This window comes from Roseofilum capinflatum BLCC-M114 (assembly GCF_030068505.1).
GTDB lineage: Bacteria > Cyanobacteriota > Cyanobacteriia > Cyanobacteriales > Desertifilaceae > Roseofilum > Roseofilum capinflatum.
The window spans coordinates 22,546-46,302 of the sequence record NZ_JAQOSO010000031.1; the positions used below are offsets into that span (position 1 = coordinate 22,546).

23 protein-coding genes are annotated in these 23,757 nt (G+C 43.8%); 9 read left to right on the forward strand and 14 right to left on the reverse strand.

Going from position 1 to position 23,757, the window contains the following annotated elements:
• Positions 1-47 precede the first annotated feature (47 nt).
• The 4 genes from PMG25_RS07095 (at position 48) to PMG25_RS07110 (ending at position 6,775) form a co-directional block, all read left to right on the forward strand.
• A complete protein-coding gene (locus PMG25_RS07095) occupies positions 48-2,294 on the forward strand; it encodes a monovalent cation:proton antiporter family protein (protein ID WP_283766204.1) in 2,247 nt (748 codons plus the stop codon).
• A gap of 307 nt (positions 2,295-2,601) precedes the next feature.
• Positions 2,602-3,207: an alpha/beta hydrolase gene (locus PMG25_RS07100; RefSeq protein ID WP_283766205.1), complete on the forward strand. Its 606-nt coding sequence runs from the start codon at positions 2,602-2,604 to the stop codon at positions 3,205-3,207.
• Between the two features lie 27 nt (positions 3,208-3,234).
• Positions 3,235-3,750, forward strand: a complete 516-nt coding sequence (locus tag PMG25_RS07105; RefSeq protein ID WP_283766206.1) for a DUF4168 domain-containing protein — start codon at positions 3,235-3,237, stop codon at positions 3,748-3,750.
• A gap of 283 nt (positions 3,751-4,033) precedes the next feature.
• On the forward strand, positions 4,034-6,775 hold the full coding sequence (locus PMG25_RS07110; RefSeq protein WP_283766207.1) for a hybrid sensor histidine kinase/response regulator: 2,742 nt from the start codon (positions 4,034-4,036) through the stop codon (positions 6,773-6,775).
• 29 nt (positions 6,776-6,804) lie between these two features.
• Here PMG25_RS07110 and PMG25_RS07115 read toward each other — a convergent pair whose 3' ends face one another.
• A complete protein-coding gene (locus tag PMG25_RS07115; RefSeq protein ID WP_283766208.1) occupies positions 6,805-7,470 on the reverse strand; it encodes a Uma2 family endonuclease in 666 nt (221 codons plus the stop codon).
• A 102-nt stretch (positions 7,471-7,572) separates the two neighbouring features.
• Between PMG25_RS07115 and PMG25_RS07120 the strand changes: the two genes are divergently transcribed.
• A complete protein-coding gene (locus PMG25_RS07120) occupies positions 7,573-7,908 on the forward strand; it encodes a nucleotidyltransferase family protein (protein ID WP_283766209.1) in 336 nt (111 codons plus the stop codon).
• A gap of 84 nt (positions 7,909-7,992) precedes the next feature.
• On the opposite strand, the gene PMG25_RS07125 is transcribed toward PMG25_RS07120, so the two are convergent.
• The 4 genes from PMG25_RS07125 to PMG25_RS07140 all read right to left on the reverse strand — a co-directional run bounded on the left by PMG25_RS07125 (position 7,993) and on the right by PMG25_RS07140 (position 10,921).
• On the reverse strand, positions 7,993-9,072 hold the full coding sequence (locus PMG25_RS07125) for an NAD(P)/FAD-dependent oxidoreductase (RefSeq protein WP_283766210.1): 1,080 nt from the start codon (positions 9,070-9,072) through the stop codon (positions 7,993-7,995).
• A 458-nt stretch (positions 9,073-9,530) separates the two neighbouring features.
• On the reverse strand, positions 9,531-9,872 hold the full coding sequence (locus PMG25_RS07130) for a type II toxin-antitoxin system PemK/MazF family toxin (RefSeq protein ID WP_283766211.1): 342 nt from the start codon (positions 9,870-9,872) through the stop codon (positions 9,531-9,533).
• Positions 9,862-10,044 (reverse strand): hypothetical protein, encoded by a 183-nt coding sequence (locus tag PMG25_RS07135; RefSeq protein WP_283753817.1) that lies wholly within the window; start codon positions 10,042-10,044, stop codon positions 9,862-9,864. The genes PMG25_RS07130 and PMG25_RS07135 overlap by 11 nt, the downstream gene beginning before the upstream one ends.
• 28 nt (positions 10,045-10,072) lie before the next feature.
• Positions 10,073-10,921: an alpha/beta fold hydrolase gene (locus PMG25_RS07140; RefSeq protein ID WP_283766212.1), complete on the reverse strand. Its 849-nt coding sequence runs from the start codon at positions 10,919-10,921 to the stop codon at positions 10,073-10,075.
• Positions 10,922-11,123: 202 nt separating this feature from the next.
• Between PMG25_RS07140 and gifA the strand changes: the two genes are divergently transcribed.
• Positions 11,124-11,324, forward strand: a complete 201-nt coding sequence (gifA, locus tag PMG25_RS07145; protein WP_283766213.1) for a glutamine synthetase inactivation factor IF7A — start codon at positions 11,124-11,126, stop codon at positions 11,322-11,324.
• A gap of 494 nt (positions 11,325-11,818) precedes the next feature.
• Here the strand turns inward: gifA and PMG25_RS07150 are convergent, their stop codons facing one another.
• A complete protein-coding gene (locus PMG25_RS07150) occupies positions 11,819-12,100 on the reverse strand; it encodes a hypothetical protein (protein ID WP_283766214.1) in 282 nt (93 codons plus the stop codon).
• A gap of 177 nt (positions 12,101-12,277) precedes the next feature.
• Here PMG25_RS07150 and PMG25_RS07155 point away from each other — a divergent pair, with 177 nt between their 5' ends.
• A complete protein-coding gene (locus tag PMG25_RS07155) occupies positions 12,278-13,789 on the forward strand; it encodes a MurL C-terminal domain-containing protein (RefSeq protein ID WP_283766215.1) in 1,512 nt (503 codons plus the stop codon).
• A 69-nt stretch (positions 13,790-13,858) separates the two neighbouring features.
• Here the strand turns inward: PMG25_RS07155 and PMG25_RS07160 are convergent, their stop codons facing one another.
• The 6 genes from PMG25_RS07160 to PMG25_RS07185 all read right to left on the reverse strand — a co-directional run bounded on the left by PMG25_RS07160 (position 13,859) and on the right by PMG25_RS07185 (position 19,852).
• Entirely contained in the window at positions 13,859-15,505 is a 1,647-nt protein-coding gene (locus PMG25_RS07160) for a methyltransferase domain-containing protein (RefSeq protein WP_283766216.1), read from the reverse strand.
• Between the two features lie 93 nt (positions 15,506-15,598).
• Positions 15,599-16,348, reverse strand: coding sequence for a class I SAM-dependent DNA methyltransferase (locus PMG25_RS07165; protein ID WP_283766217.1), 750 nt, complete (start codon positions 16,346-16,348; stop codon positions 15,599-15,601).
• A 170-nt stretch (positions 16,349-16,518) separates the two neighbouring features.
• Positions 16,519-18,420 (reverse strand): ATP-dependent zinc metalloprotease FtsH, encoded by a 1,902-nt coding sequence (gene ftsH, locus PMG25_RS07170; protein ID WP_283766218.1) that lies wholly within the window; start codon positions 18,418-18,420, stop codon positions 16,519-16,521.
• A 136-nt stretch (positions 18,421-18,556) separates the two neighbouring features.
• The gene (locus PMG25_RS07175; protein WP_283766219.1) at positions 18,557-19,084 is read right to left on the reverse strand and encodes a hypothetical protein; all 528 of its coding nucleotides are present in this window, start codon (positions 19,082-19,084) and stop codon (positions 18,557-18,559) included.
• Between the two features lie 63 nt (positions 19,085-19,147).
• The gene (locus tag PMG25_RS07180) at positions 19,148-19,597 is read right to left on the reverse strand and encodes a type II toxin-antitoxin system VapC family toxin (RefSeq protein WP_283766220.1); all 450 of its coding nucleotides are present in this window, start codon (positions 19,595-19,597) and stop codon (positions 19,148-19,150) included.
• Between the two features lie 3 nt (positions 19,598-19,600).
• A complete protein-coding gene (locus PMG25_RS07185; protein ID WP_283755070.1) occupies positions 19,601-19,852 on the reverse strand; it encodes a hypothetical protein in 252 nt (83 codons plus the stop codon).
• Between the two features lie 247 nt (positions 19,853-20,099).
• Here PMG25_RS07185 and PMG25_RS07190 point away from each other — a divergent pair, with 247 nt between their 5' ends.
• Together PMG25_RS07190 and PMG25_RS07195 are read left to right on the forward strand one after the other, a co-directional pair.
• Entirely contained in the window at positions 20,100-20,312 is a 213-nt protein-coding gene (locus tag PMG25_RS07190) for a hypothetical protein (protein ID WP_283755069.1), read from the forward strand.
• A 129-nt stretch (positions 20,313-20,441) separates the two neighbouring features.
• Entirely contained in the window at positions 20,442-21,017 is a 576-nt protein-coding gene (locus PMG25_RS07195) for a Uma2 family endonuclease (protein WP_283755068.1), read from the forward strand.
• A gap of 148 nt (positions 21,018-21,165) precedes the next feature.
• On the opposite strand, the gene PMG25_RS07200 is transcribed toward PMG25_RS07195, so the two are convergent.
• A complete protein-coding gene (locus tag PMG25_RS07200; protein ID WP_283766221.1) occupies positions 21,166-21,693 on the reverse strand; it encodes a hypothetical protein in 528 nt (175 codons plus the stop codon).
• Positions 21,694-21,855: 162 nt separating this feature from the next.
• Complete coding sequence (locus PMG25_RS07205; protein WP_283766222.1) at positions 21,856-23,322, reverse strand: tectonin domain-containing protein; 1,467 nt, start codon at positions 23,320-23,322, stop codon at positions 21,856-21,858.
• Positions 23,323-23,757 lie beyond the last annotated feature (435 nt).

The following is a 23,757-nucleotide window of genomic DNA, read 5'->3' on the forward strand; positions in this document are numbered from 1 at the left end:
ATTCTCAGTCTCTATAAACGCATCTATCCCCAATATTGACAGATAATATGGCAGCCGATCATCATTTTATCCTCGATTTAACTCTCGTTTTGGGTGCTTCTGCCCTGGGAGGATATGCAGCGACTCGCCTGCGCCAACCGGTACTTTTAGGATATCTGGTTAGTGGGTTTGTAGTGGGGCCTTTTGGCTTAAAACTGCTGACGGAAGCGGAACAAATTAAACCTTTGGCGGAGATTGGGGTTGCCTTTTTATTGTTTGCTTTGGGGGTAGAGTTTTCCCTGGCAGAATTAAAACGGGTGAAAGAAATTGCCATTCAAGGCAGTTTATTACAAATTGGCTTAACTTTAAGTTTGGTGGCGATCGCCTCCACCCTCCTCGGTTGGGTCAGTGGTTGGACGCAAGGAATCTTCTTGGGTTCGATTTTATCGCTCTCATCTACCGCCGTGGTACTGAAGACTCTCACCGAGCGCGGAGAGGTCAACACCCTTCATGGACAGGTGATGTTAGCGATTTTAATTGCCCAGGATTTAGCCTTGGGATTAATGTTAGCGATTTTACCGGCTCTCGATGCGCCCGAAAACCTTTGGCCCACATTAGGAGCCGCCTTACTGAAAGTTAGCATCTTTTTGGGATTGGCGATCGCCCTCGGAAGATGGGTTGTTCCTTCCCTGATCAAAAACATCGCCCGCACCGAAAGCAGCGAACTCTTCCTCCTCACTACCATTGCCCTTTGCTTAGGCGTTGCCCTGGTGACTGCCCATTTGGGATTATCCATTGAAATGGGAGCCTTTGTCGCCGGTTTAATGATTGCCGAAATTGAGTACGCCGATCAAGCCCTAGCCAAAGTCCTCCCCCTGCGCGATACCTTTGCCAGCCTCTTCTTTGCCTCCATCGGCATGTTAATCGATCCGCAAATTTTGCTCGATAACTTCGGCATTATTCTCGGATTAGTGATGATGGTGATGTTTGGCAAAGCCCTGATTATTTTCCCCATCGTCCTCAAATTTGGCTACTCTTTTAAGACTGCCGCGATCGCCGCCTTTGGCTTAAACCAAATCGGTGAATTTTCCTTTGTCCTCGCCCTAGAAGGCTTTGAGCTGGGTTTGTTAACCAACGAACAATATCTACTCATCCTCGGCACAACTGCCATCACCCTAATTATCACCCCCATTAGCATTCGCTTTGCTCCCCGGTTCGCCGAATGGATCAATCAAATTCCTGGACTCAATCAGCTCCTGCGTCAACAAGAAATCAAAGGCCTCTCCATACCCGAAACCCTAAAAAATCATGTCGTCATTGCCGGATACGGGCGCATCGGGCAAGCCATTATTAGAATTTTGCACAATCAAGGCTATCCCCTCTTAGTTATTGACAATAGTGAAGCTGCCATTCAACGGCTCAGACATCAAAGTATTCCCTATATTTTTGGCGATGCCGACTCAGAATTAGTCCTAGAAAAAGCCCATTTAGGAGCTGCCAAAGCCCTAGCAATTACTCTTCCCGATCCAGCAAGTACCCGGCTCCTGCTCAAACTTGCCCTCGAATTTGCCCCAGAATTGGATGTAGTCGCCCGATCGCATAATAATAGTGAAATTGATGTTCTCACCCAATTAGGGGCCCAAGAAGTGGTACAACCGGAATTTGAAGCCGCCCTAGAAATGGGCGCTCATTTACTCTCCACATTAGGCGAATCTCAATGGGCAATTCAATCGGTGATTCAAGCCATCCACCGGGATCATTATCGCAGTGTCCTCCCAGAAAATTTGATGGGACTACAACAGAAATGGCTCAATGATGCCACAGAATCTCTACATCATGAATGGGTGAAACTTTCGGAAACTTCTTCTTTAGATTGGATGACCTTAAGCGGAACCGATATCCGTCATCTTACCGGAGTTACGGTGATGGCCATTCAGCAAGGGGATGATCTGGTCTATTATCCTAAAAATCGAATGACCTTGCGATCGGGGGATCAATTATTAGTCGTGGGTAAACCGGAAGAAATCTCTGCCTTTCGCGATTTAGTTGAGGGACGCAGTGCCATCGTAGAGGGGATCAGTCATTGGTTAACCCTTTCCCCGACTTCCGATCTGATTCAACTAACTCCCCGTGGAATTTGGCAAAAATATCAGGTCGTGATTCAAGCCGTCCGTCGCCATGGAAAACTGTATAATCCAGTCGATGCAGCCATGCAGTTAGAAGCCGATGATTGCTTATTATTGCGAGGAGAGAGCGATCGCATTCAAGAGGTAATCCAGGATGATATGATATTAAACCCAAACGATTTAAACTAATCTCTATAGCCAACCTAAATGAGTTACAGCGCTTTGCGCTGTATCGGTGGACAGTAGGAAAAGATCCCCCCTTGCCCCCCTTAAAAAGGGGGGAATAGGAAAGTCCCCCTTTTTAAGGGGGATTTAGGGGGATCAAGATGTCCCACATAACAGCGAAAACTGCTGTATATAACGATTGCCCCTCATCCCCCAGCCCCTTCTCCCGCAGGAGAAGGGGAGAGAAGTCCCTCTCCCGTGGGAGAGGGATATAGGGAGAGGGCAAGATCTTGGCGATGCATCAATTAATGACCAACACTATTCCATAGTTATGTCCCTCAATTCTCTACAATTTCCCTCCTCTAGCCAACCTCCCCAGGGGTTAGTGATTTTCCTCCATGGTTGGGGCGCAAATGCCCCAGATTTATACCCCCTAGCCGAAGCACTCAATTTACCCGACTATCAGTTTATCTTTCCTAATGCGCCCTTTCCCCATCCCCAAGTTCCGGGGGGCTTAATGTGGTACGATTTGAACTTTCCTAACCCTCAGCAATTACAAGCCTCCTATCAGCAGCTCAAACAATTTTTAGAAAGCTTATCAGCAGAAACGGGAGTGCCGTTAGAAAAAACGGTTTTAGCCGGATTTTCCCAAGGGGGAGGCATGACGCTTAATGTGGGGTTTTCTTTACCGTTGGCGGGGTTAATTTGTATGAGTGGTTATTTACATGCAGAAGTGGAATTTTCCCATCAGCCTCCGGTGTTTATCTTTCATGGTCGTTTCGATCCGGTGGTTCCCCTCGCTAAAGGACAAAATGCCCGTGAGGAGTTACAAAATAAAGGAATTGCGGTAACCTATGAAGAGTTCGATATGGCCCATCAAATTATTCCCGAAGAGTTGGAGCGGGTGCGCCAAGTTTTGGTGGATTTGTTGGCCTAGTTGCTGAAGATTGAGGGCAAGTTACAGATGATGAATGTAAAACAAAGAATCTGGCATTGGGGGGCGATCGCCGCTTTAGCGATCTCTTTTAGCGCTTGTGGATCTTCTCCACAGGAGAGCAACTCCTCTGCTGCTCCTGTCGATCCCGTAACCCTAACTCCGGAAGAAGTGCAAAATTATGCCAGAGTAATCCTAGAAATTGAACCCATTCGCCAAGTCGCTCTCGGACGGGCACAAACCTTAGTTGATAGTGGTGTAGCGCCGATTATTATTTGCAACGATCCCCAGAGTATGGCGGGTTTATCTTCAGAAGTAATAGAAGTCGTCGTTAATTTTTGTACTGAAGCCAAAGCCATTAATGCACAATATGGTTTTACCCCGACGCGCTTTAATGACATTACCCGCAATTTAGCAACAGATACCCAACTGAAAGCCCAAATTGATGAAGCTCTGTTAGCACAAGTGATGAACCCAGAGATGACAGCACCAGAAGCTTCTCCATCAGAACCACCCGCACCGGAAAACTCAGACTTAGGACTATAAATTTATGCTTGAATTTAAGCTTGAAACTGTTGCATTTCTGGGGATAATTACGTGAAAATTTGATCGAGCAGACACTCAACATTTTTTCGGCAACAAAAAATCCCAACTTTAAATTAACTGATTGGACTCAGAACAACATACCCAAAAATAATCGCCTAAAAAATTGATGAGAGTGTTCTAGCTAACATAAATTTATCAAGATTCATGTTTGAATACAGTTGGATAAAAATCAGTAATTCATCCCTCAAGGGATGACTGGCTAACTCCAACTAGAGAAAAATCTATGAACCGTTCTAACTTTCCCCGCTCTCTTTCCCTAAGACTTGTCCTTATTGTTCCCTTTGTATTGCAAATCTTTGCCGTAGTGGGATTAACCGGATGGCTTTCCTTACGAAATGGTCAAAAATCAGTTAACGATGTTACAGCTCAGTTGCGTCAGGAAATTACAGCTCGAATTGAAGAAAACCTGACAAGTTACATGGAACTGCCCCATACGATTAACCACATCAACGAAGATATGGTCAAACTCGGCAAGTTAAATGTAGATGACCAAGATGACTTGAGAGTATATTTCCGTCAGCAACTCGAATCATTTAAATCGCTTAATTACATTTCTTTTGGCAGTGAACGAGGACAATATACTTCTGTTGATAGAACAACAACAGATGGTTCATTTCGCATTAGTTGGTTAACCCAAGCTCCAGGTGATTTACATATTTATGCAGCCGATAGTACAGGAGAGAGAGGAGAGATTTTAAATGTTTTTCCTGATTACGACCCACGTCGCCGTCCTTGGTATCGCGCTCCCATCGAAGAAGGGGATGCAGCTTGGAGTGCAATTCATACATTGTATGCCCAATCTGTCTTGGCCATTAATGCGAGTCATGCTTTATATAGTGAAACAGATACCCTTCTTGGAGTTTTTACTGTAAACTTTAGTTTAGCACAAATCAATGACTTTCTGAACAGTCTAAACGTCGGTCAATCTGGAAAAACGTTTATTGTTGAACGCTCTGGAGAATTGGTCGCCAGTTCCGTAGATGTAGAGCCATTTAAGATTACCGAAGACCAGAAAGCGACTCGACTACAAGCCATAGAAGTTGACGATCCTCTGATCCAGGCTGCCGCTCGCTATCTAGAAGAAGAATTTGGAGAATTAACTCTAATTAATCAGAGCCAACAACTCACTTTTTCTATCGATAATGAACGGCAGTTTGTACAAGTCTTGCCTTTTTCTGATGGTCGTAACTTAGATTGGCTGATTGTGGTGGTGGTTCCTGAATCAGATTTTATGGAGCAAATTAACGCTAACACTCGTAGCACTATTTTGATTTGTTTAATTGCTTTAGGTTTAGCCATTTGCTTAGGGCTTTATACCTCATCTTGGATTTCCCGTCCCCTTGTTTCCTTAATTGAGTCCTCAGAAGCCATCGCTCAGGGAGATTTAGAAGGACGAGTTGTTGAGGGTAAGATTGCTGAGTTAAATACTCTGGCCAATGTTTTTAATCGCATGGCCACTCAACTGAAATCCGCCTTTACTCACTTAGAACAAAAAGTGGCTGAACGCACGTCTGAACTGGAAAAATCTAAAGAAGCGGCTGATAGTGCCAACCAAGCGAAAAGTGAATTTCTCGCGAATATGAGCCATGAATTACGCACCCCTTTGAATGGTATTTTAGGCTATGCACAAATTATGCACCGTGCGACAGACTTAAATCAATATCGCAAGGGTGTAGAAGTGATTGAACAAGCGGGTTCCCACTTACTGACGTTGATTAATGATATTCTCGATTTGGCTAAAATTGAAGCTAAAAAAATGGAACTTGCGCCCAAAGATTTTCATTTTCAATCTTTTTTACTGGGGGTGGCAGAAATAGCGCGAGTACGGGCAGAAAATAAAGGTGTTACCCTGAATTTTCAACCTTCCGATCATTTACCAAAGGGAGTAAAAGCCGATGAAAAACGTCTGCGACAAGTGTTACTAAACTTGTTGGGAAATGCGATTAAGTTTACTGAGCAGGGTCAAGTGATCTTTACCGTTACTACGGTTCAGGATTCAGGACAGAAATCAGTGAAAAATGAGAGTAAAACTTCACTCCAGTCTACTGTAAGAGTTTGCTTCACAATCCAAGATACAGGAGTAGGAATGACTCCTGAACAAGTCGAAAAAATATTTCTGCCCTTTGAACAAGTGGGTTCTCGATCTAAACAGTCAGAAGGGACGGGTCTAGGGTTAACTATTTCTAGTCAAATTGTGGCGATGATGGGGAGTAAAATTGAAGTGCAAAGCACTTTAGGAAAAGGAAGCACTTTTTGGTTTGAAGTCGATCTTCCTCTGTCTGAGGAATGGGTGAGCCGGGCAACTGTATCAAAACAAGGAAAGATTGTTGGCTATAGTGGAAAACGGCAAAAAATTCTGGTTGTTGACGATCGCCCGATCAACCGTACTGTTGTGATTGAAGTGTTACATCCATTAGGGTTTGTCATGGCAGAAGCAGAGAATGGAAGTGAAGGACTGAAGAAATTGATGGAATTTGAACCCGATTTTGTGGTTACGGATATTATGATGCCAGAAATGGATGGGTATGAGTTGGCGCGAAACATTCGGGAATCTTATTCTCAAAAGTTACCTATTTTAGCCGCTAGTGCAAGTGTATCCTTGGCCGATCAAAGTTTGGCGATCGCGGCTGGATGCAATGAGTTTATCGATAAACCGTTAGATATCGAGAAATTCTTGGCTTGTCTGCAAAAATACTTAAACTTGCAATGGATTTACGAGGAAGAAGAAAAGAATGTTACATCAGAACTCTCTCAGTCTCAGATGCTTTTCCCCCATGAAAGGGAGCTAAAACCTTTGTATGATGCGGTAAAAATTGGCGATATCGAGAGTGTAGAAGTCCAAGCACAGCAGTTAAAAGAGCAGGAAACCCAATATCAAGAATTTTGCGATCGCCTCCTAGAATTAGCTGCTGAGTTTGATGAGTCGGGAATGATGCAATTACTGGAGGCTCACAAGTCTTCGTGATGGTAATCTTTTTCGCTACATACGGGGGTTTAAGCTCGGAACTGTTCCATTAACCAAGCGGTAGTCGCTGACTGATTTTCTTGACGCGATCGCGCTAAGGCTTGCTCTAAAATTTCTAAGCGCAATCCCGGTAATACTTGCGACTCGCGGATGCGTCTGGAACTGTGATCGGGGGCGATCGCAAAAGCGATAATTTCCTGCTCTTGCACATTCACAATCCAATATTCGGGAATTCCTAACTCCTCATATTGCAATCGTTTCGCGCCCAAATCATCCCCTAGAGAGGTATCCGAGATTTCGATCGCTAAACTCGGCAAAGGATACACCTCTACATCAATCACCCTCGTTCCCCAAGGAATCGCATCCGCATTTTCCCCAATGTAATAGGACGCATCTGGCTGAAATTCAGACACTCCCGATCGGCGATAGGAACAATTATCATGGCCATTAATTGGGATACCTTGAAGAGTCGCAAATAAGCCAACGCTAAGAATAATTGTGGTATGGTCTTTAGAATGATCGGAGCCAGTAGACATGGGTTCAAATCTCATTCTTCCCTGATAGTAATAGCCTTTGAGCTGATCTGATTCTGGAGCATCAGCCTGTTTCACGAACTCTTCCCAGGGAGCAGAGAGCCAAGTATTTAACGGGATTTCTGTGGTTAATTGCAATAGAGTCGTCACGTCAGTAGCCATAGGAAATTGACTGCTGTGTTCAGTATAGCGCGATATCAGGCTACCAAGATATGGCAAAATTGAGAGAGATATCTAGGTAAGTAGAGTTAGGCTGGAGGTGTCATGAGGTGGCAGTCTAATCTTGAGATCTCGTTAGAGGCGATCGCTGATTTTTGTCAGCGTTGGCAAATTGTTGAATTATCAGTCTTTGGTTCTATCTTGCGCGATGATTTTAACTCCAACAGCGATATCGATTTCTTATTCACCCTCTCTCCAGATGCTCATTGGGGACTATTTAAACTATTGGAGATGCAGCAGGAACTAGAGAAATTAGTGTGCAGACCGGTGGATTTTGTGAGTAAAAGGGCGATAGAGCGTAGCGAAAATTGGCTGCGACGTGAAGAAATTTTAGGAAATGCAGAGATTATCTATGAAGTCCGATCGTCAAACATTACTTGATATTCTAAAAGCAGCTCGCTTTTTTCTGAGGTTAATTCAGGGTTTGAACAATACAGACATTAATGATAATCAGGATAAGTAATATCAAGTTAATTCCATATTCTCCCTGAGAATCTGGGCCGTTGCTGGAGCGAGTAAGACTCCATTACGATAATGGCCGGTGGCTAACCAGACTTGCTCGTAACCGGGAAGTTGACGAAGAATGGGAGCGGGTTGGTTGTGGGGACGGGGGCGTAAACCTGACCATTGCTGGGTAATATTTAAATGTTGGAGACTGGGACAAAAGGCGATCGCCGCTTCCATCACCCCCTTAAGCAACTGCTCATCTGCCATCACCTCACCTTCTTCGTCGGGAAATTCTACGGTAGCGCCCACCCAATAGCGACCTGCTTCTAACGGAACGAGATGCACATCACCAGAGGTAATCACGGGTTGAAACTTCGGATCGCCTAAAATTGCCCCTTCATAGGCGATCGCCTGGCCCAAAACCGCGCGAATATCTAGAGGACTCTGCAAATATTGGGCGAGAAATGGACTGCCCAAACCCGCAGCAATAATCACGCGATCGCCTTGCCATTGCTGAGATGCAGTTTGTACCCGATACCTCCCATCCTCCGCCACCAGGTTCACCACTTCTTCCCCAAACTCAAACTGCACCCCCCGCATTTGAGCCGCCTGAATCAAACATTCGGTTAAAATTTGGGGATGAACCTGGCGATCTTGGGGAGAATACACCGCTCCCAGACACCCCTCAACCGCCAAATGGGGACACCGTTCTTGTAGGGTTTCTCGACTCCATAATTGCAGATCCCATCCTTGTTTTTGGCGAGTTTCGGCTAATTTCTGTTTTTGCTGCCACTGTTTTTCATCGCTACAGAGCATCAAAATCCCTTGGCGGTTATAGGGAATTTCCCGCTCACAGAGGGCTTCTAGTTCGGGGATTAAGGTATCATAGCGGCGAATACTGGTCTGTCGCATTTGCCAGGCTCTACCCTTAGTTTTCTGGCTAATGCATCCCATCAGCACTCCCAAGGCGGAGCTAGTACAGCCTTGCACTCCAGGGGTGCGATCGATGACGGTAATTTCAACTTCTGCAACAGAGGAGAGTTCGTAGGCGATCGTTGCCCCAATTACACCCGCTCCAATAATCAAAATTTGCGTCATATCAAGTTCGCTTAAATACCCTAATTAAAAATCCAGGGAGCGAGACGCTCCCACTCCAGTCATATCAAAGAATTCGAGGAGTGCGGGCATCTTGCCCGCTTCTTAACAAATTAACCGGACTTGATATCATATCAAATCCAGCTAAACAGTTGTCATTGCGATCGCAGAGAAGCAATCCCTGAGATTTGGATATTGTAGAGATTGCTTCATTCCGCTTCACTCTATAGCTAGTCTAAATGAGTTGTACAACGGGAATGCCCTCTCCCTTTCATGTCCGCAGGAAAATCCCTCTCCCAACGGATTCTTGACTTTTTCCCCCTTCTCCTGCGGGAGAAGGGGGTAGGGGGATGAGGGGCAGCTATTACATAACTCAATTTAGGTTTACTATATTCGCAATGACTTAATTAGGGTTGATTAACCAGACATGATATCATAATAATACTTGGGGAGTTATGCCATCATAAATTAAGTGACTTTATTAAAGCTGCATTAACCTGTTCAATTAATTCTGGTGATAAGCTACCTAACTTTCTTTGAAAAACAGCTTCATTTACTGTGGCGATTTTATCGGATCTAATTAATGAAGTCTTCTTGAGTCCAGTTGGATCAAAGCTTTTATCTTCGTCAGAAACTAATACCCACGTTTCTGGTAAGTCACCATCAGGCGTTTTTGAGAAGATTCCTAAAATAATAGCTTCTTGCCGGTGAATAGCAACGACTAATGCCGGTCTGAGCTTATAACTAGCGAGATTACTAAAAGGAAAAGCCACTAACCAGATTTCATGAATTTTAGGATTCATAAATCTCTTCCTCTGGATCGTTCCATTCTGGGAAACCGGTTTCAGCCAGTTGCATGAATTCTTTAGCTTCCAGAGCTTCTCTAATTTCCTCAATCAGTTGATTAATTTCTTCTACCGGTAATTGTAGAATCATAGATTTGATTTGTTCTTGAGTCATGTTCTGAGTGGCCATAATCACTAAACGAATATAAAGTAGTAATCTATACACTTTGTCGTCTTAGAAAGGGAATCAGAGCCTCGCAGACTTTTTCCGGCCAGTCTTCTTGGGCATAATGACCCACTTCTTCTAAGGCAATAAATTCGGCTTGGGAGACCTTAGAAATTGCCTCTTTTGCGCTCGACTGTAATAACCAGGGATCGTTTTCTCCCCAAATGACTTGCAGGGGTTTTGACCATTGGGGGAGGGTGCTGCTAATTGTGGCTAAACTCGATTTTAGGTTCAGATTTCGCAAGGTTGCCAGTAGAGCGCGTCCAGCGGCCGAAGTTTCCAGGAAGGGACGACGATAAACATTAAGGTCTTTGTCATCGACTTGATAGGGCGATCCTCCTTCCAGGGTGCGATCGACAATCAGGGGATCTTGGGTCATCATTTCCCCGGCTAGGGGTAGGGTAAATTGCTGGATTTTCCAGGGGAGTTTGGCGTTGGCGCTCAGGGGGATGTTAATTAGGCTGAGGCGATGGATGCGATCGCCATTTTCCAGAGCGTAGAGGAGTCCGGGAACACTGGTGTAGCCTTGCAGCACCAGGGACACTTGCTCTAATTCTAGACTATCGATGAGGTCACCTAAAGCTTTAGCAAACGCTTCTGGAGTATAGGCAAAGTCCCGTTTTTCCGGTTGTCCTGATTGTCCCGCACCGATCCAGTCCGGGGCGATCGCCCAAAATCCTTGTTCCGCTAAAGACGGCATAACCTCCCGCCAACTATAGCTTTGGGAGAGTAACCCATGAAGCAATAGAACCGGGGGTTTCTCGGTTGCTTGCATCGGTTGCGCTTCTCGATAAAACCACTCTAGGGAACCGACTTTAATTTGCTTCTCCTCGATAGACACGCTTTTCCTTGGCTCCGTTTCGTTTCACTCAGATGGGGTTAGCATACCGTGGTTTTTGCCTCCCTGAACAGTCTCTGTTTCCTGAGTGCAATTATTAATTTTTGTTAAAATCCGCCATTCTGTAGCGGTCACTACAAAAATATTTGCTATAGTTAAAACTGTAAGGAAAAAAACACTTAATTAAACAACTGGAGAAACAATTATGTTATCTACTAACGATCAAGCCCGCGCTTTAATGCACCGCCATCATCACCTCGTAAAAAATCGTCAACAGTCCATGCTTAACCGCTCTGCTGCTGAAGTAGGACTAGACAAAACTGGCGACTACTGGAACAACATTCAAGGAAAACCCGTTGGCGGAGTTAGTGAAGCTTATGACCGCAGTGGTTCATCCATGAGCTAGATTTGAAAGGGATAAACCCTTTGTACTTTAATAACCCCGGAAGGACGTTTCTGATTCAGAAGCGTCCTTCGTTTCATAAAAACCCAGTTTCATCATAGTGGACTGTTTCGACTAAAATAGGGCTTTGTTTGTAGTAAGCACGAAGAGTGCTTAAAAGCCTAGCTGGAGATGGCTTGAGCAATCACTACAAACAAAATCTAATGCATCAAATTAGCTGAAACAGTCCAGTAGTGCCGTGACAACCCTAAAATGGTGGGTTACGGCGGATTGATAGATTGCTGTCAGAGTCTAGGTTTTAGCCGCCTAACCCACCCTACGCTAATGCTGCCTATTTCGATCTAACGACGCTCAAACTTCTGTGGTATGTTCACGAAAAGACCGGTCATAGCTTGCTTTTATCGGTCAAGAAACAGGGAATTAGGGAATAGAGAATAGGGAATGGGGAAGACAGAAACCGGGTTTCTATTACCCATTACCCATTACCCATTACCGCTCTAAGCGCTACCCGCTTTCACCAAATCAACGGGTGAGCTGGGTTGACTGTTCTGGTAGTCGGTGACCATTTTGCGGAATTGATCGCCCTCGATGGTTTCCTGGTCTAATAAAAGCTCCACGAGTTTATCCATTAAGGGGCGATTTTCCCGCAACAGCTTGCGAGCTTGTTCATGGCAACGGACGGCAATTTCTCGCACTTGGCGATCGATTTGGGTGGCGACTTCCTCTGAGTATAATGAGGCGGAGATCGCGCAGAATTTTGAATTGATGAAACAATCCATACCCAGTAAAAAGGAATAGGATCACATTCACAACTCCCCAAACATGAAATTGCATAAATTTCACTCAAATCTGCTAAACTTGTTAAATATTAATCTACCGAGTTTAACCTATTTTCAAGAATCAGCAAAAAATGGTAAAATCATTTCGGACAAAATTGGTAACCAAATAGGGAAATAATGATAGTTCAAGAAAAAAGACGGCTTGAGTGCCATGAATTCGATGATTTTTTAGTCACTGAGGTTTGTTTAGATCAGGTATCTGTAAACAACAATCAGCTCAAATTCACCTATCTCATTGATGGAGAACCGAATAGCTGTTCTATCAGATACAATACCGTTGATTTTGGCCATTCTCCTTTCAAATCCGAGCAAGAAGCTAAACGATTTGCTGTCATTTTAGCTGTATTATGTTCTTTAAGATTTGGAGCTGTACTCCCTCAAAAAGTTAATTTGCAAGCCTATAGTTCTTATATTGACCGAGAGTTATTGGACTTCCTTCAGGTAGCCATGGGTGGACATTGGAGCCAACATCGCTATCAAGTAGGAAAACTAGATTACAAAACTCCCAAACTTCTAGTAGACGATTTACAGTTAGGGAAAAAAGCAACTTATCCTCTGTGGTCTATTTCAAAAGAAAATAGTCCAGTACAGGTTATTCTAGGTTGTGGTTCTGGCAAAGATAGTTTGTTATGTAGTCGAATCTTAGAATCAGCAGGTGTGGAGTACGATATTGTCACCTACTTTCATGATATCTATGGAGACAATAGTGACCAAGAAAATCTTTTTGAGCAAGTCACCAGTCATCTCAAATATTGTAATCGACATGGTGTGTATTTTAATGACGAATATTATGGGTGGGTTCAGAGGCGTTTGCAGCAAACTAACATCGTTGCTAGAACCAAAGACTATTTTGGTAAAAATCGGTTTCGCACTGAAGCAGGAGAAACCCTGTTAACAACTGTTGCCATGATTCCTGTTCAAGTAGCTCATAGTATTCCTTTATTAGCGTTGGGTCATGAAAAAAGTGCAGATGCTCCAAATTTAGTTGAACCGGAATCTGGGGAAGACGTTTCCCACCAGTGGACGAAAAGCTTGACATATCACAAGGCTATTACAGAGCAAATGTTGCGGATTTTTGATGGTGTTAACTCAGTTAGCTTGACCAAACCCATCCACGATGTAAAGATTTTTGATCTCCTTTTTCAACTCGATCCGACTTTACCTTATGCCACTAATTCCTGCAATTTCCAAAAACCTTGGTGTTGCCGTTGTGAAAAATGTTGCTATGTTTTTTCTGGATTTGCAGCTTTTGGTAACCTAGATAAAACAGTTGAGGCTTTCGGCAATAATCTTTTAGACATGCCAGAAAATTTACCACTTTGGTCAGATCTATTAGGACTCAATGGCTATATTGCTTGGGAATGCGTGGGTCTACCAGAAGAAACACAGCTTTATTTCTATAAACTTTATAAACAAGGAGTGAAAGGCCAAGCAATAGAGCTATTTGAATCTGAGATCATCCAACCCCTGCAAGACAAAGGTGAGTCATTAGACTTGTACTTTAGCGCAATTCAGGATCGTTGTTCTCAAGTCTATGAAACTCACCATACCATGCCTGAGTGGTTGTGGGAAAAAATAAAACCCGTTTTGCTCCAACATGGATCGACAATCTTTTCAAATGAGGACTAAATCCTGTAAAATTAGGATGTTTTTTTGGCAGCTTAGACAAAACTATAAATAGATGAAACGGCTGTATGCCTAACTTTTCTGAGCAACCACTAAATACCGAGTTGAGGGTGAAGTGTCGTCTTCTGGTTCCAAGGGTTCTAGGGTAATCGCATCAAAGATATCTACCTGGCGGAAATACTGGTGAAATATATGGCGAACTTTCCACAGTGAAGGTAGATAACGGATATGGGTTCCCTCGTCAGTAATACGGAGTTGACCACTCTGTTTACTGACGTTAATAATCTTGCTTTGCTGGAAAGTATTATGATTTTTTTCCAGTAGGGTAGGTTGACGTAGAGAAATCACGTTTTCGGTAGTGATGACATTGGGATACCAACGGATGTGATCGGGAGTGATGAAGTCGCCAATAAAATACCCCCCTGTTTTGGTCAGTTCGGCGGTTTTCGCGATCGCCTTTTGCATATCTGTTTGAGGCAGATATTGAAACACATTGAGGATTGCCATGCTAATATCCCAACGGTCAGTTTCCACATCCATCGTCAAAATATCCCTTACTTCTGCTCTAATCTTCTCAGAAGCAAGTTTTACCATGGCAGGGGATATATCCATACCCAAGAGTCGTTGTGGGTTCACTCCATAAGTTTTCAGGATAAATTCTTCCATAATTCCCGTGCCACAGCCAATAGAAATTAGATCGGCATCAGCCAGATTTTGCTGATATTTTTCAACAAAAAACTCAATGTACCGAGCCACAAAGTTATTCAAACATTGTTTACCAATCACCTCATCATAGACTCTGGCATAGGTAAAGAAAGAATCTTCCTCAGCTTTATTAATCTGCAAAATTTCATTTTGTAAGTGAGCCGCACAAGTTAATTCTTTACAGATGATTTTCCAAACATTAGTATCAGTTGTATGCCCTTTATCATCGATGTTTTCCATCAATTCTTTTTTGAAATCATCCCAGTATTTAAGATCAAAAAGCTCACCAATTAACCGAGGCTCTACTTCTTTCATTGGGGAATCTAGACGATGACATTTTCTTACCCGATAGAGATATTCAACCGTATTGCGAAGAAAAGTAAAATAGGAAGCATTTGGGGCGGGTTTAGTGCTGCTAATTTTGTCTTTAGGTAAGCCAAAAAACACCCCTCCATTTGTTTGCTCAATAACGCCTTCAGTGATGTTCCAAATACTGGTATCTGCGGTAATTGCTGCGTGAGAAAATTCTGCATCATTTACTCCATAAACATGCAGACTCAGAAACTTTTCTTGAGAACAATTACCCATTTGATGAATGAGTTTATTGCCTACAGCAACGACTTCACCGGATTTAAGGGTTTCACGAGATAAAGTGGTGAGCAAGTCATCTTGTAGAAAAAAAATAGTGTGTTCTGCTTGACCAAAAACTTGTACTGCTCCCCATTGAGTATAGCCATGATTATGAATAGCCGAAACATCTCCGGGTAGCCAGGACATCACCATAATTTCAAAAAAGCGATCGCTAAACATCAATTGACGACCGTAGCTATCTTCCGCAGGGTGAACAAAACACTCCCAGGGAAGCAACTCTTCTGTTCTGACTCCAGCATTTAAAACAACTTCCTTCACCAAAGCGGGTTTAAGATGATAGCGATATTGGTAAATCCTGTCAATAATCTTCTGTATCGATGATGGTAAAGAGCTAAGTACCGCCCCTTCTTTAAATTGATTCATCAATCACTCCTGACTCTACTTTCAAGCCTCAATGTTACGCAGAATCCAATCAAGACGAATAGCAAAAATGTATTTTAAACCTCACTTCAGTAATTAGTTTGCAAGGATATCACTCTTTTTTCTACCCATAATTGCTACATAAATTAGAGATCGTCCATCTAAGTAAAACCGGTGCTGATATTCATGGGTCTTTTCCATCTTAAAAATAGCTTCTTTAGCGACCCAAGGATGCCATGCTGAAAACGAGTTTGCACCTGTATCTTCCCATCGTTCTTTTTGCACATTGAAGGCAATCCAGCTATGAGGAGCAACCATATTATAAGCTGTTGCCCAAGCTGAAGCCGGAATATGATTGAATCCAAGAGCAGAACCACAAACAATACAGTTAAACCCTCGATTACTTAAGGCTTTGTGTGTCGTTTCGCTTAAGTTGCTGAGGTCTTCGATATAATAATTTTCATAAACCCCTGGATAAGTATGGGACACAGCATCTAAAGCTTCTGGTACAATGTCAATTCCAGTAATTGATTTAATCCCTAAATCAGCTAGAGCTTTACCAAACATCCCACTACCTGCGCCGACTTCTAATACCACCAAATCTTCAACAGAACCTCCTGCTTGAGTTACTTGCTCGGCCAGTAGTGAAGAGAGAATGGTATGGGATTGAGCCTGTAACTTCTCCATTAAGTGTTCATAAAGGAAGGGAATTCTGTAGATTTGAGGATAATCGTGCAGTTTAATCTTCCGTTCTTCTCCGTTATTCTTTAACCAAACAAACTCTTCTTGGATAACCGAGTTTTCAGATTCTTGTGGAATCCGAATATCAAATTGAACATTTTCCATAGTGAAATGCACGTGGTATTTGAATCAAAGAACTAAAGGGGTTTTAAGGATTCTAAGGTGAATTTAAGGGGTTGTCAACTCTTCCAAGAGGTCGAAAAAGACAGAAGTGTTTTTGATTAAGCATTGATTAAGAAGGGAAGCCTGTAATTTGCCTCCCGATCTGTGTATTATTAAGCGCTCCCAGCTTTCACCAAATCAACCGGTAAGCTGGGTTGATTTTTCTGGTAGTCGGTGACCATTTTGCGGAATTGATCGCCCTCAATGGTTTCTTGGTCTAATAAAATATCCACCAATTTATCCATCAGGGGGCGATATTCTCGCAGCAATTTCCGAGCTTGTTCATGACAACGGACGGCAATTTCTCGCACTTGGCGATCGATTTGGGTAGCAACTTCTTCCGAATATTCGGAACGAGTCATTAAATCTCGGCCTAAAAAGACCTCACTATTGCCACTTTCGAGGGCTAGAGGCCCTAAATCAGACATGCCATAACGGGTAACCATTTCCCTAGCGAGTTTAGCCACACTTTCGATATCGCCACTGGCTCCTTTGGTGACTTCGGCATAACCAAATACTTCTTCTTCAGCCGCTCGTCCACCGAGCAAGATAGTAATTTGATTGAGTAACCAAGCGCGGCTGTAGAGTCCACTGTCGATGATATCTTCATTGAAGACTTGTTGGGCAAAGCCGCCAATGCCTCCGGAACGGGGAATGATGGTGACTTTGTTCAGGGGGTCGGCGTTTTTGAGCAGGGTCATTAAGAGAGCATGGCCGGTTTCATGGTAGGCAATGAGGCGCTTTTTCTTGCTGTCGAGGAGGGGGTTGAGGGTGAGGCCGATGGTAATGCGATCGATCGCATCATTAATTTCTGCGGGAGTTATGGCTTCCTTGCGCCGTCTAGCGGTGAGAATGGCAGCTTCATTGAGTAGGTTCGCCAAATCTGCACCAGAAAAACCAGGGGTGCGTTGGGCGATCGCCTCTAAAGATACATCTGCCCCCACTTTCTTATCGCGAGCATGAACCTCTAGAATTCCCAACCGGCCCTTATAGGTCGGCAAATCCACCATCACCTGGCGGTCAAAACGACCCGGACGCAATAGGGCTTGATCCAACACATCCGGGCGGTTGGTTGCCGCAATTACAATCACGCCACTGTTGCCTTCAAAGCCGTCCATTTCCGTCAACAATTGGTTTAGGGTTTGTTCCCGTTCATCATTCCCCCCACCAATACCTGCGCCCCGTTGACGGCCAACGGCATCAATTTCATCGATAAACACTAAACAGGGAGCATTTTCCTTGGCTTTCTTAAACAAGTCCCGAACCCGCGAAGCGCCCACACCGACGAACATCTCCACAAACTCGGAACCGGAGATGCTGAAGAAAGGAACGCCTGCTTCACCGGCGATCGCCTTGGCCATCAGGGTTTTCCCGGTTCCCGGAGGCCCCACTAATAACACCCCCCTCGGAATTTTCGCTCCAATGGCCGTAAACCGCTCCGGTTGTTTCAAGAAGGTCACCACCTCTTGCAACTCTTCTTTGGCTTCTTCCACTCCAGCCACATCATTAAACAGCACTCCCGTTTTGGCCTCCATCTGGAATTTGGCCTTCGATTTGCCAAAATTTAGGGCATTGCCCGCCGACTGGGAAGAGCGCTTAATAATCATCATTAATCCAATCACCACCAACAGGATTAACAACAGGTTGGCCACACTACTGACCACCATGCGATTATCCGCGCTGGCCTGTTCCCCAAAGCTGACTTTATTGGCTTTTAGGGCTTCAATCAATTCGGGGTTGCGCTCAAAAATGACCACTTCTTGCTCGGTCTCCGCTCCCTCTAGCTTCACTTGAGCGCGGTTTTTCGTGGGGTCAATTTCGACGTGGTTGACTTCTCCCGCTTCAATTTTTTCTAATAATTGGGTATAACTCAAGCTGTTGGACTGAGCCTGTACTGGACGATTTAAGAGACTCCAGGTGAACAGCAAGGAACTACTTAGGGCCACGGTAGCGCCCAGGGTAATCCCTTTGCGTTTGAGGGTTTGAGCCATAGTTTTGAATTGAGAACTGTTCATAGCGTGAGATCCGGTGGTGCGATCGCCCAATAGATTAACGGTTGATTTGAGAATCGACTCCTCTAGGATAGTACGGGTTCTCTTGGGTTACTCTTCTTAGTGTACCGTTGATAGCTGAGAGTGGACAGTCGGCTGTTTAATAGTATTCTTGGACTAAATTGGGATTGAGTTTAGCTAAATTAGATACGAGATGACCGGGAATGAGATTCGGGGGTTGTGGGAGGGTTAAACCACACCACTGGGCTACATCCACAGATAGGGTAACGCAGTCCGGGCCTTTACCAATACAGTAGATGAGTCTTCGGTATTTGTTTAAAATCTGGGGAATGGTTTGCTCTAAATGGGAGTCAGGAATCTCAAATTTGACTAAGTGTTTGATGTAGGGAGTTCTATCGGAGCGATCGATGTATCCAGGGCAGAGGGGGAATTTGGGGATTTTTGGTTTGAAGGCATACCATTCTGATTTATGGTGGTATTCAAACCAACAGACAGAATGAGGAAAACCGGTTTCGCTAATGATGGTGAGATATCCCATAACCTTCTCTGGATAGAAAGATGTCCTCATTTTAAGCGATCGCGAGGGAACCCTTGTAGCGAGTTGGGCACAACGAGCCATGATTTCTTCCCAAGTGCGATCGCCCCTCTCACGTCTGGGAGTTATCACTAACGAAAGAATAAGGGTTCCAGCCCTCTTTTTCGCAAAGTGACAGAAGAGGATTATATTTGATCAGCTTGCCAACCAGGATTCTAAGGGTAGTGCTTTCACTGCTTGCATCCGTTGAAAATCCCTGTCTCCTGAAACAAGGGTTAATCCGTTGCGTAAGGCGATCGCCGCAATCCACAAGTCATTTTCACCAATTCCCAAGTTTTCTATCCTGATTTTTCTACGCTTATTTCTCTCTTTGGGGCCAAAATACTCTAAAACTTCTGCCTTAAACTCAGCATAAATATTGGCAGTCACTTCATCAATGCGATAAATGCGAATATCTTCGAGAAACAGGTTTACCTGCGCCAGATTTCTAGCTTTTTGTTCCGACTTATAGGCCATGTATAGCAATTCACCTTGAACGATGACACAGGTAGCAACTTGTGATTCCCCCACCTCAATAATGCGGTTGATTACGGGCCTATCTCCCTGAATAATGCGGCTACAATGATTGGTGTCGAGTAGATACATAGATTAAAACTCTAGAGGGCTACGGGTTTCGTACACGCTCTCTAAGCACTCTTCCAAGTCATTACCGGCCCAGGTTCCTGCATGTCTTAATAAGGAACGGCCGGAAGCTGGGCGAAACGAGGGGGGTTTTTCTGAAGACAGGGTTTGAGGTGGATTGGAAAGTACCGTCACGCGCACGCTACATCCAGCGAGTTGGGCTGAATGGGCCATAATTTCTTCCCAAGTTCCCTCTATTTCTATAGGTTGTTGTGTCATCGATCGCTAACCTGCAAGCACGATTAGGTTGATTATAACCTTACTGGAGGAAGACTTCTGGGATTTATAATATCTCTAGCCTGTCCATATTGTAGGGGAGAAGGTTATGACCCAAGTTTTGCCAGCGCAAGATGTCGTCATCAAGCGATGCAAATTACCCAGTTCAAATAATGACTGTTGTTGTCTCCGACACTTCTCTCATTGGCTATGGTACACTTAGAATTAAGTCTATCAGATAAATAAGGAAATGGTACAAATTACCACAATAGAATTACCAGAAAACTTACAGACTTTACTAATCGAAGTTGAAAAAACTAAGATTCCGCTTACGATTCTTCATGACGGAAAACCGTTAGCCATTGTTTATCCTGCTACTAACCCCATTGCCCGTCCCAGCTTTGGAGTAATGAAAGGGACGGGTGAAATTGTGGGAGATACAGCGCTTCGCGCTAGGGAATAGGGAATAGGGAATAGGGTTGTGGTACATGGCTTTGAGCCTTTAAGACTTTACACCATAACAGCGAAAACTGCTGTATGTTAGAATTTCGATACGTTTAGCGTTAATCACCCTCATCACAGAAATAAAAATATGACAGCATTGATTTTGAATAATCCAGAAACCGCTTCGATTACGGATGAACAATTTTATCAACTTTGTGCTGCAAACCGTAACTTAAGATTAGAACGAACTGCTCAAGGGAACTTAATGATTATGCCACCGACGGGAGGAGAAACCAGTAAGCGTAATTCTGACATCAACCTAGAATTATCTCTATGGAATAGAGAAACCCAATTAGGAATTGTCTTTGATTCATCGGGTGGGTTTACGCTTCCGAATGGGGCAGATTATTCCCCCGATGCTTCTTGGATACCCTTAGCGAAATGGGATGCTTTAACCGCAGAACAGAAGACGAAATTTTTACCATTATCTCCCGATTTTGCGATCGAACTGCGATCGCCTAGCGATTCCTTAAAGCTACTACAAGGAAAAATGCAGGAATATATAGATAATGGTACTCGCTTAGGTTGGCTGATTAACCCAAAAAACCATCAAGTTGAAATTTATCGTCAGGGACAAGAAAAACAAGTTTTAGACCATCCTCTCACTCTATCAGGAGAAGATATTTTACCGGGATTTACTTTAAATCTTCAATTGATTTGGTAAAACTCTATATCCCAGAAAAAGATCGCATCCTGATGGGTTCGGAATGCGATCGCGTGTCTCCAATTTAAATTTAAGGGGCTTGTTGTAGCACTAGCTACATCTGAAGATTGGAAGTGCAGCTCAACAAAAAATCACATAATGCAATATTTTATTGAGCATAAATAGCAAAATCAAAATCGCCTTGTTGGAATTCTAGAACCCTTCCTCCAAATCCAATTTTACAAATAAGACGCGATCCAGAGCTAGACTTGATTTGTGTTAATTCCCCTACATGATAGCCATTCAAGTGATAAGCACCACATGCACCTTTATCATTATAGAGACTCAGAACTCTTAGTTTTCTATTACCAACTTGATTTTGAACTTGCCTTACGCCTGCTGCATCACGCCGCCAAAAAACTTGCCGATCATCATCAATTAAAACGCGATAATTAGACGCTCGTCTTTCTGAGCCGTTCGATGGATAATTGCAATATCCATCATGTACTTTGCCGACAAAATTTATACCGAAACAGACTTGTCTGCTGTAGTAATTGACCACATTACCAGTAGGTCGATTGTTGACAGAAGCATCTCTTACCTGTAAGTCAGCTTGGGCAGGTTTAGGTAGCAAGAATGAACTTAGTAGCAAGGGTAAAGCGATCAATGATTTGTGCAAAACATTTAGGTTTTTCATGAGTTGATAATGTGGATGATTGTGTACAAAAAATTATTGGGGTTTTGGCGATCGCCCCCTGGACACCCAGAAAGGCGATCTTCGGTTAGTATGCTGGTGTTTAAATTAGACGCTTTCTTCCACTGCCATGTGTCATCAAAAACACACCACAACAGCGAATCATCATCGTGCTAAATTACAGGCTTCTGAACCGCCATTGGTTGCAGAAGCAATGGCAGCACGAACGAGTGGATGGAGATCGGTATAAGTCTTGCAAGCTTGGCGGATTTGTTGCGTTGTTCTCTGAATAACAGTGGGCCCTCCACGTTCAGAAAAGACAATTTGAAGACTGCTCACATACTTGGCTATCTCCGGAGAGATATTTTGATTGCTGCTTCCACTGCGACGGGAAGAACAGCCAGGGTCCCATGTTCCACAAGCAGTGGGTATATCCAAAGATTGTGAGACAAATAAGACCCTCCCCCGTCGATCTGTGCCAATAACATTGACTGTAGAACGAACACCTTGAGTCCTCTCTGTTGCAATCGCTTCTCCTTCAATAACTAACCTACCACCGCGATAGAGTGTTGCTTTGGCTGTGCTATTTCCTCCATTCATCCGGGTTGAATTATTGGTATTCACCTGGGAAGAGGTTTCTGGTGGCATGTAATTGGTTTGACTTCTGCTCGGACTAGAGCTTGACCCTGAAGAGGTTTGAGCGGAAACCCCTTCCCAACGAAAGATATCCATGTTGTCATTGACAACATAAGGATTGCTAGAATTACCGCCAATACTAACGGCTCCTCCTCCCGTTGGGTTCCAACCTGAACCATTCCACTGATAAACTTCATGTCCACCCCTGACAGAGTTCATACCAATTAACCAGCCATCTCCTATATCCCTAGCTTTCCCAGGTACTTGCTCCCAGCCTGAACCATTCCAACGAAAAATATCATTGTTGTCATTGACAACAGAAGGATTCCTGGAATTACCACCAATACGAACAGCTCCTCCTCTCATGTACTCCCAACCTGAACCATTCCACTTATAAATTCCATATCCACCACTGACAGGATTTGTACCAATTATCCAGCCATCTCCTACATCCCTAGCTTTACCCGGTAATACACGCCAAGTTGAACCATCCCAACGAAAAATATTACCTTTGTCATTGACAACATAAGGATTCCTAGAATTACCGCCAATACGAACAGCTCCTCCTGGCATTACACGCCAATTGGAACCATCCCAACGAAAAATCGTATATCCACCAGGGACAGGACTGCCGCCAATTAACCAGCCATCTCCGATATCCCTAGCTTTACCCGGTAATACACGCCATGATTTAGATTGGGAAGAAGAACCTGAAGCTCTTGGGCCGGGAACAAATTCCCAACGGTGATCGGTGCGAGTTCTATCATTATTATTACCAGATAGCTCACAGTTAGTTAGTTTGATATTTGCACCGTTTTTGACTCCGGGCGATCCAGAAATATCAAGACATCTCCCTGATAGCTGATTGCGGAGAAATCCCTCACGACGACTTTGTGCTGTGGCTTGATTTGCACCCATTGAAAGTAATAAGGCGATTCCTGCTACTGATAATGCAGTCAGGAATTTCTTGTTGAATCGATTCAGATTAAATTTCATGCTTTGAATTGGGTTAACGTCAGAAATCTTGGTAGATCAGGAATCTCAAGTCTGTTCCTTTCCCCGATTTATTTAGAGACACAATACCCCTCACACACCCGAATGGACTAGACAAAAATCTAATGCTGGAACTCAAGCCATATCCTTCCGTCCCAAGGGATTAAGTCGTTCCGAAGCGAGGACTTTAGAATTTCTTAATAATTAGAGAAAAAAACAATATTTTGCTTGTTTTCTTGGCATTTCTTAGATTAAAGCAGGTTGTTCCCTGGCTGTCTATGGACATCTGAATGTTATTTTGGGGCGATCGATTTTGCCCTCTCCCTATACAGCCATTCGCGCTGTCATGAAGTACAAGAGGCAAAGATCCCCCCAACCCCCTGCTTTTTAAGCAGGGGGTTTTCAAAGTCCGGGGCAATCTTTAAAAGAAAAGTGAAC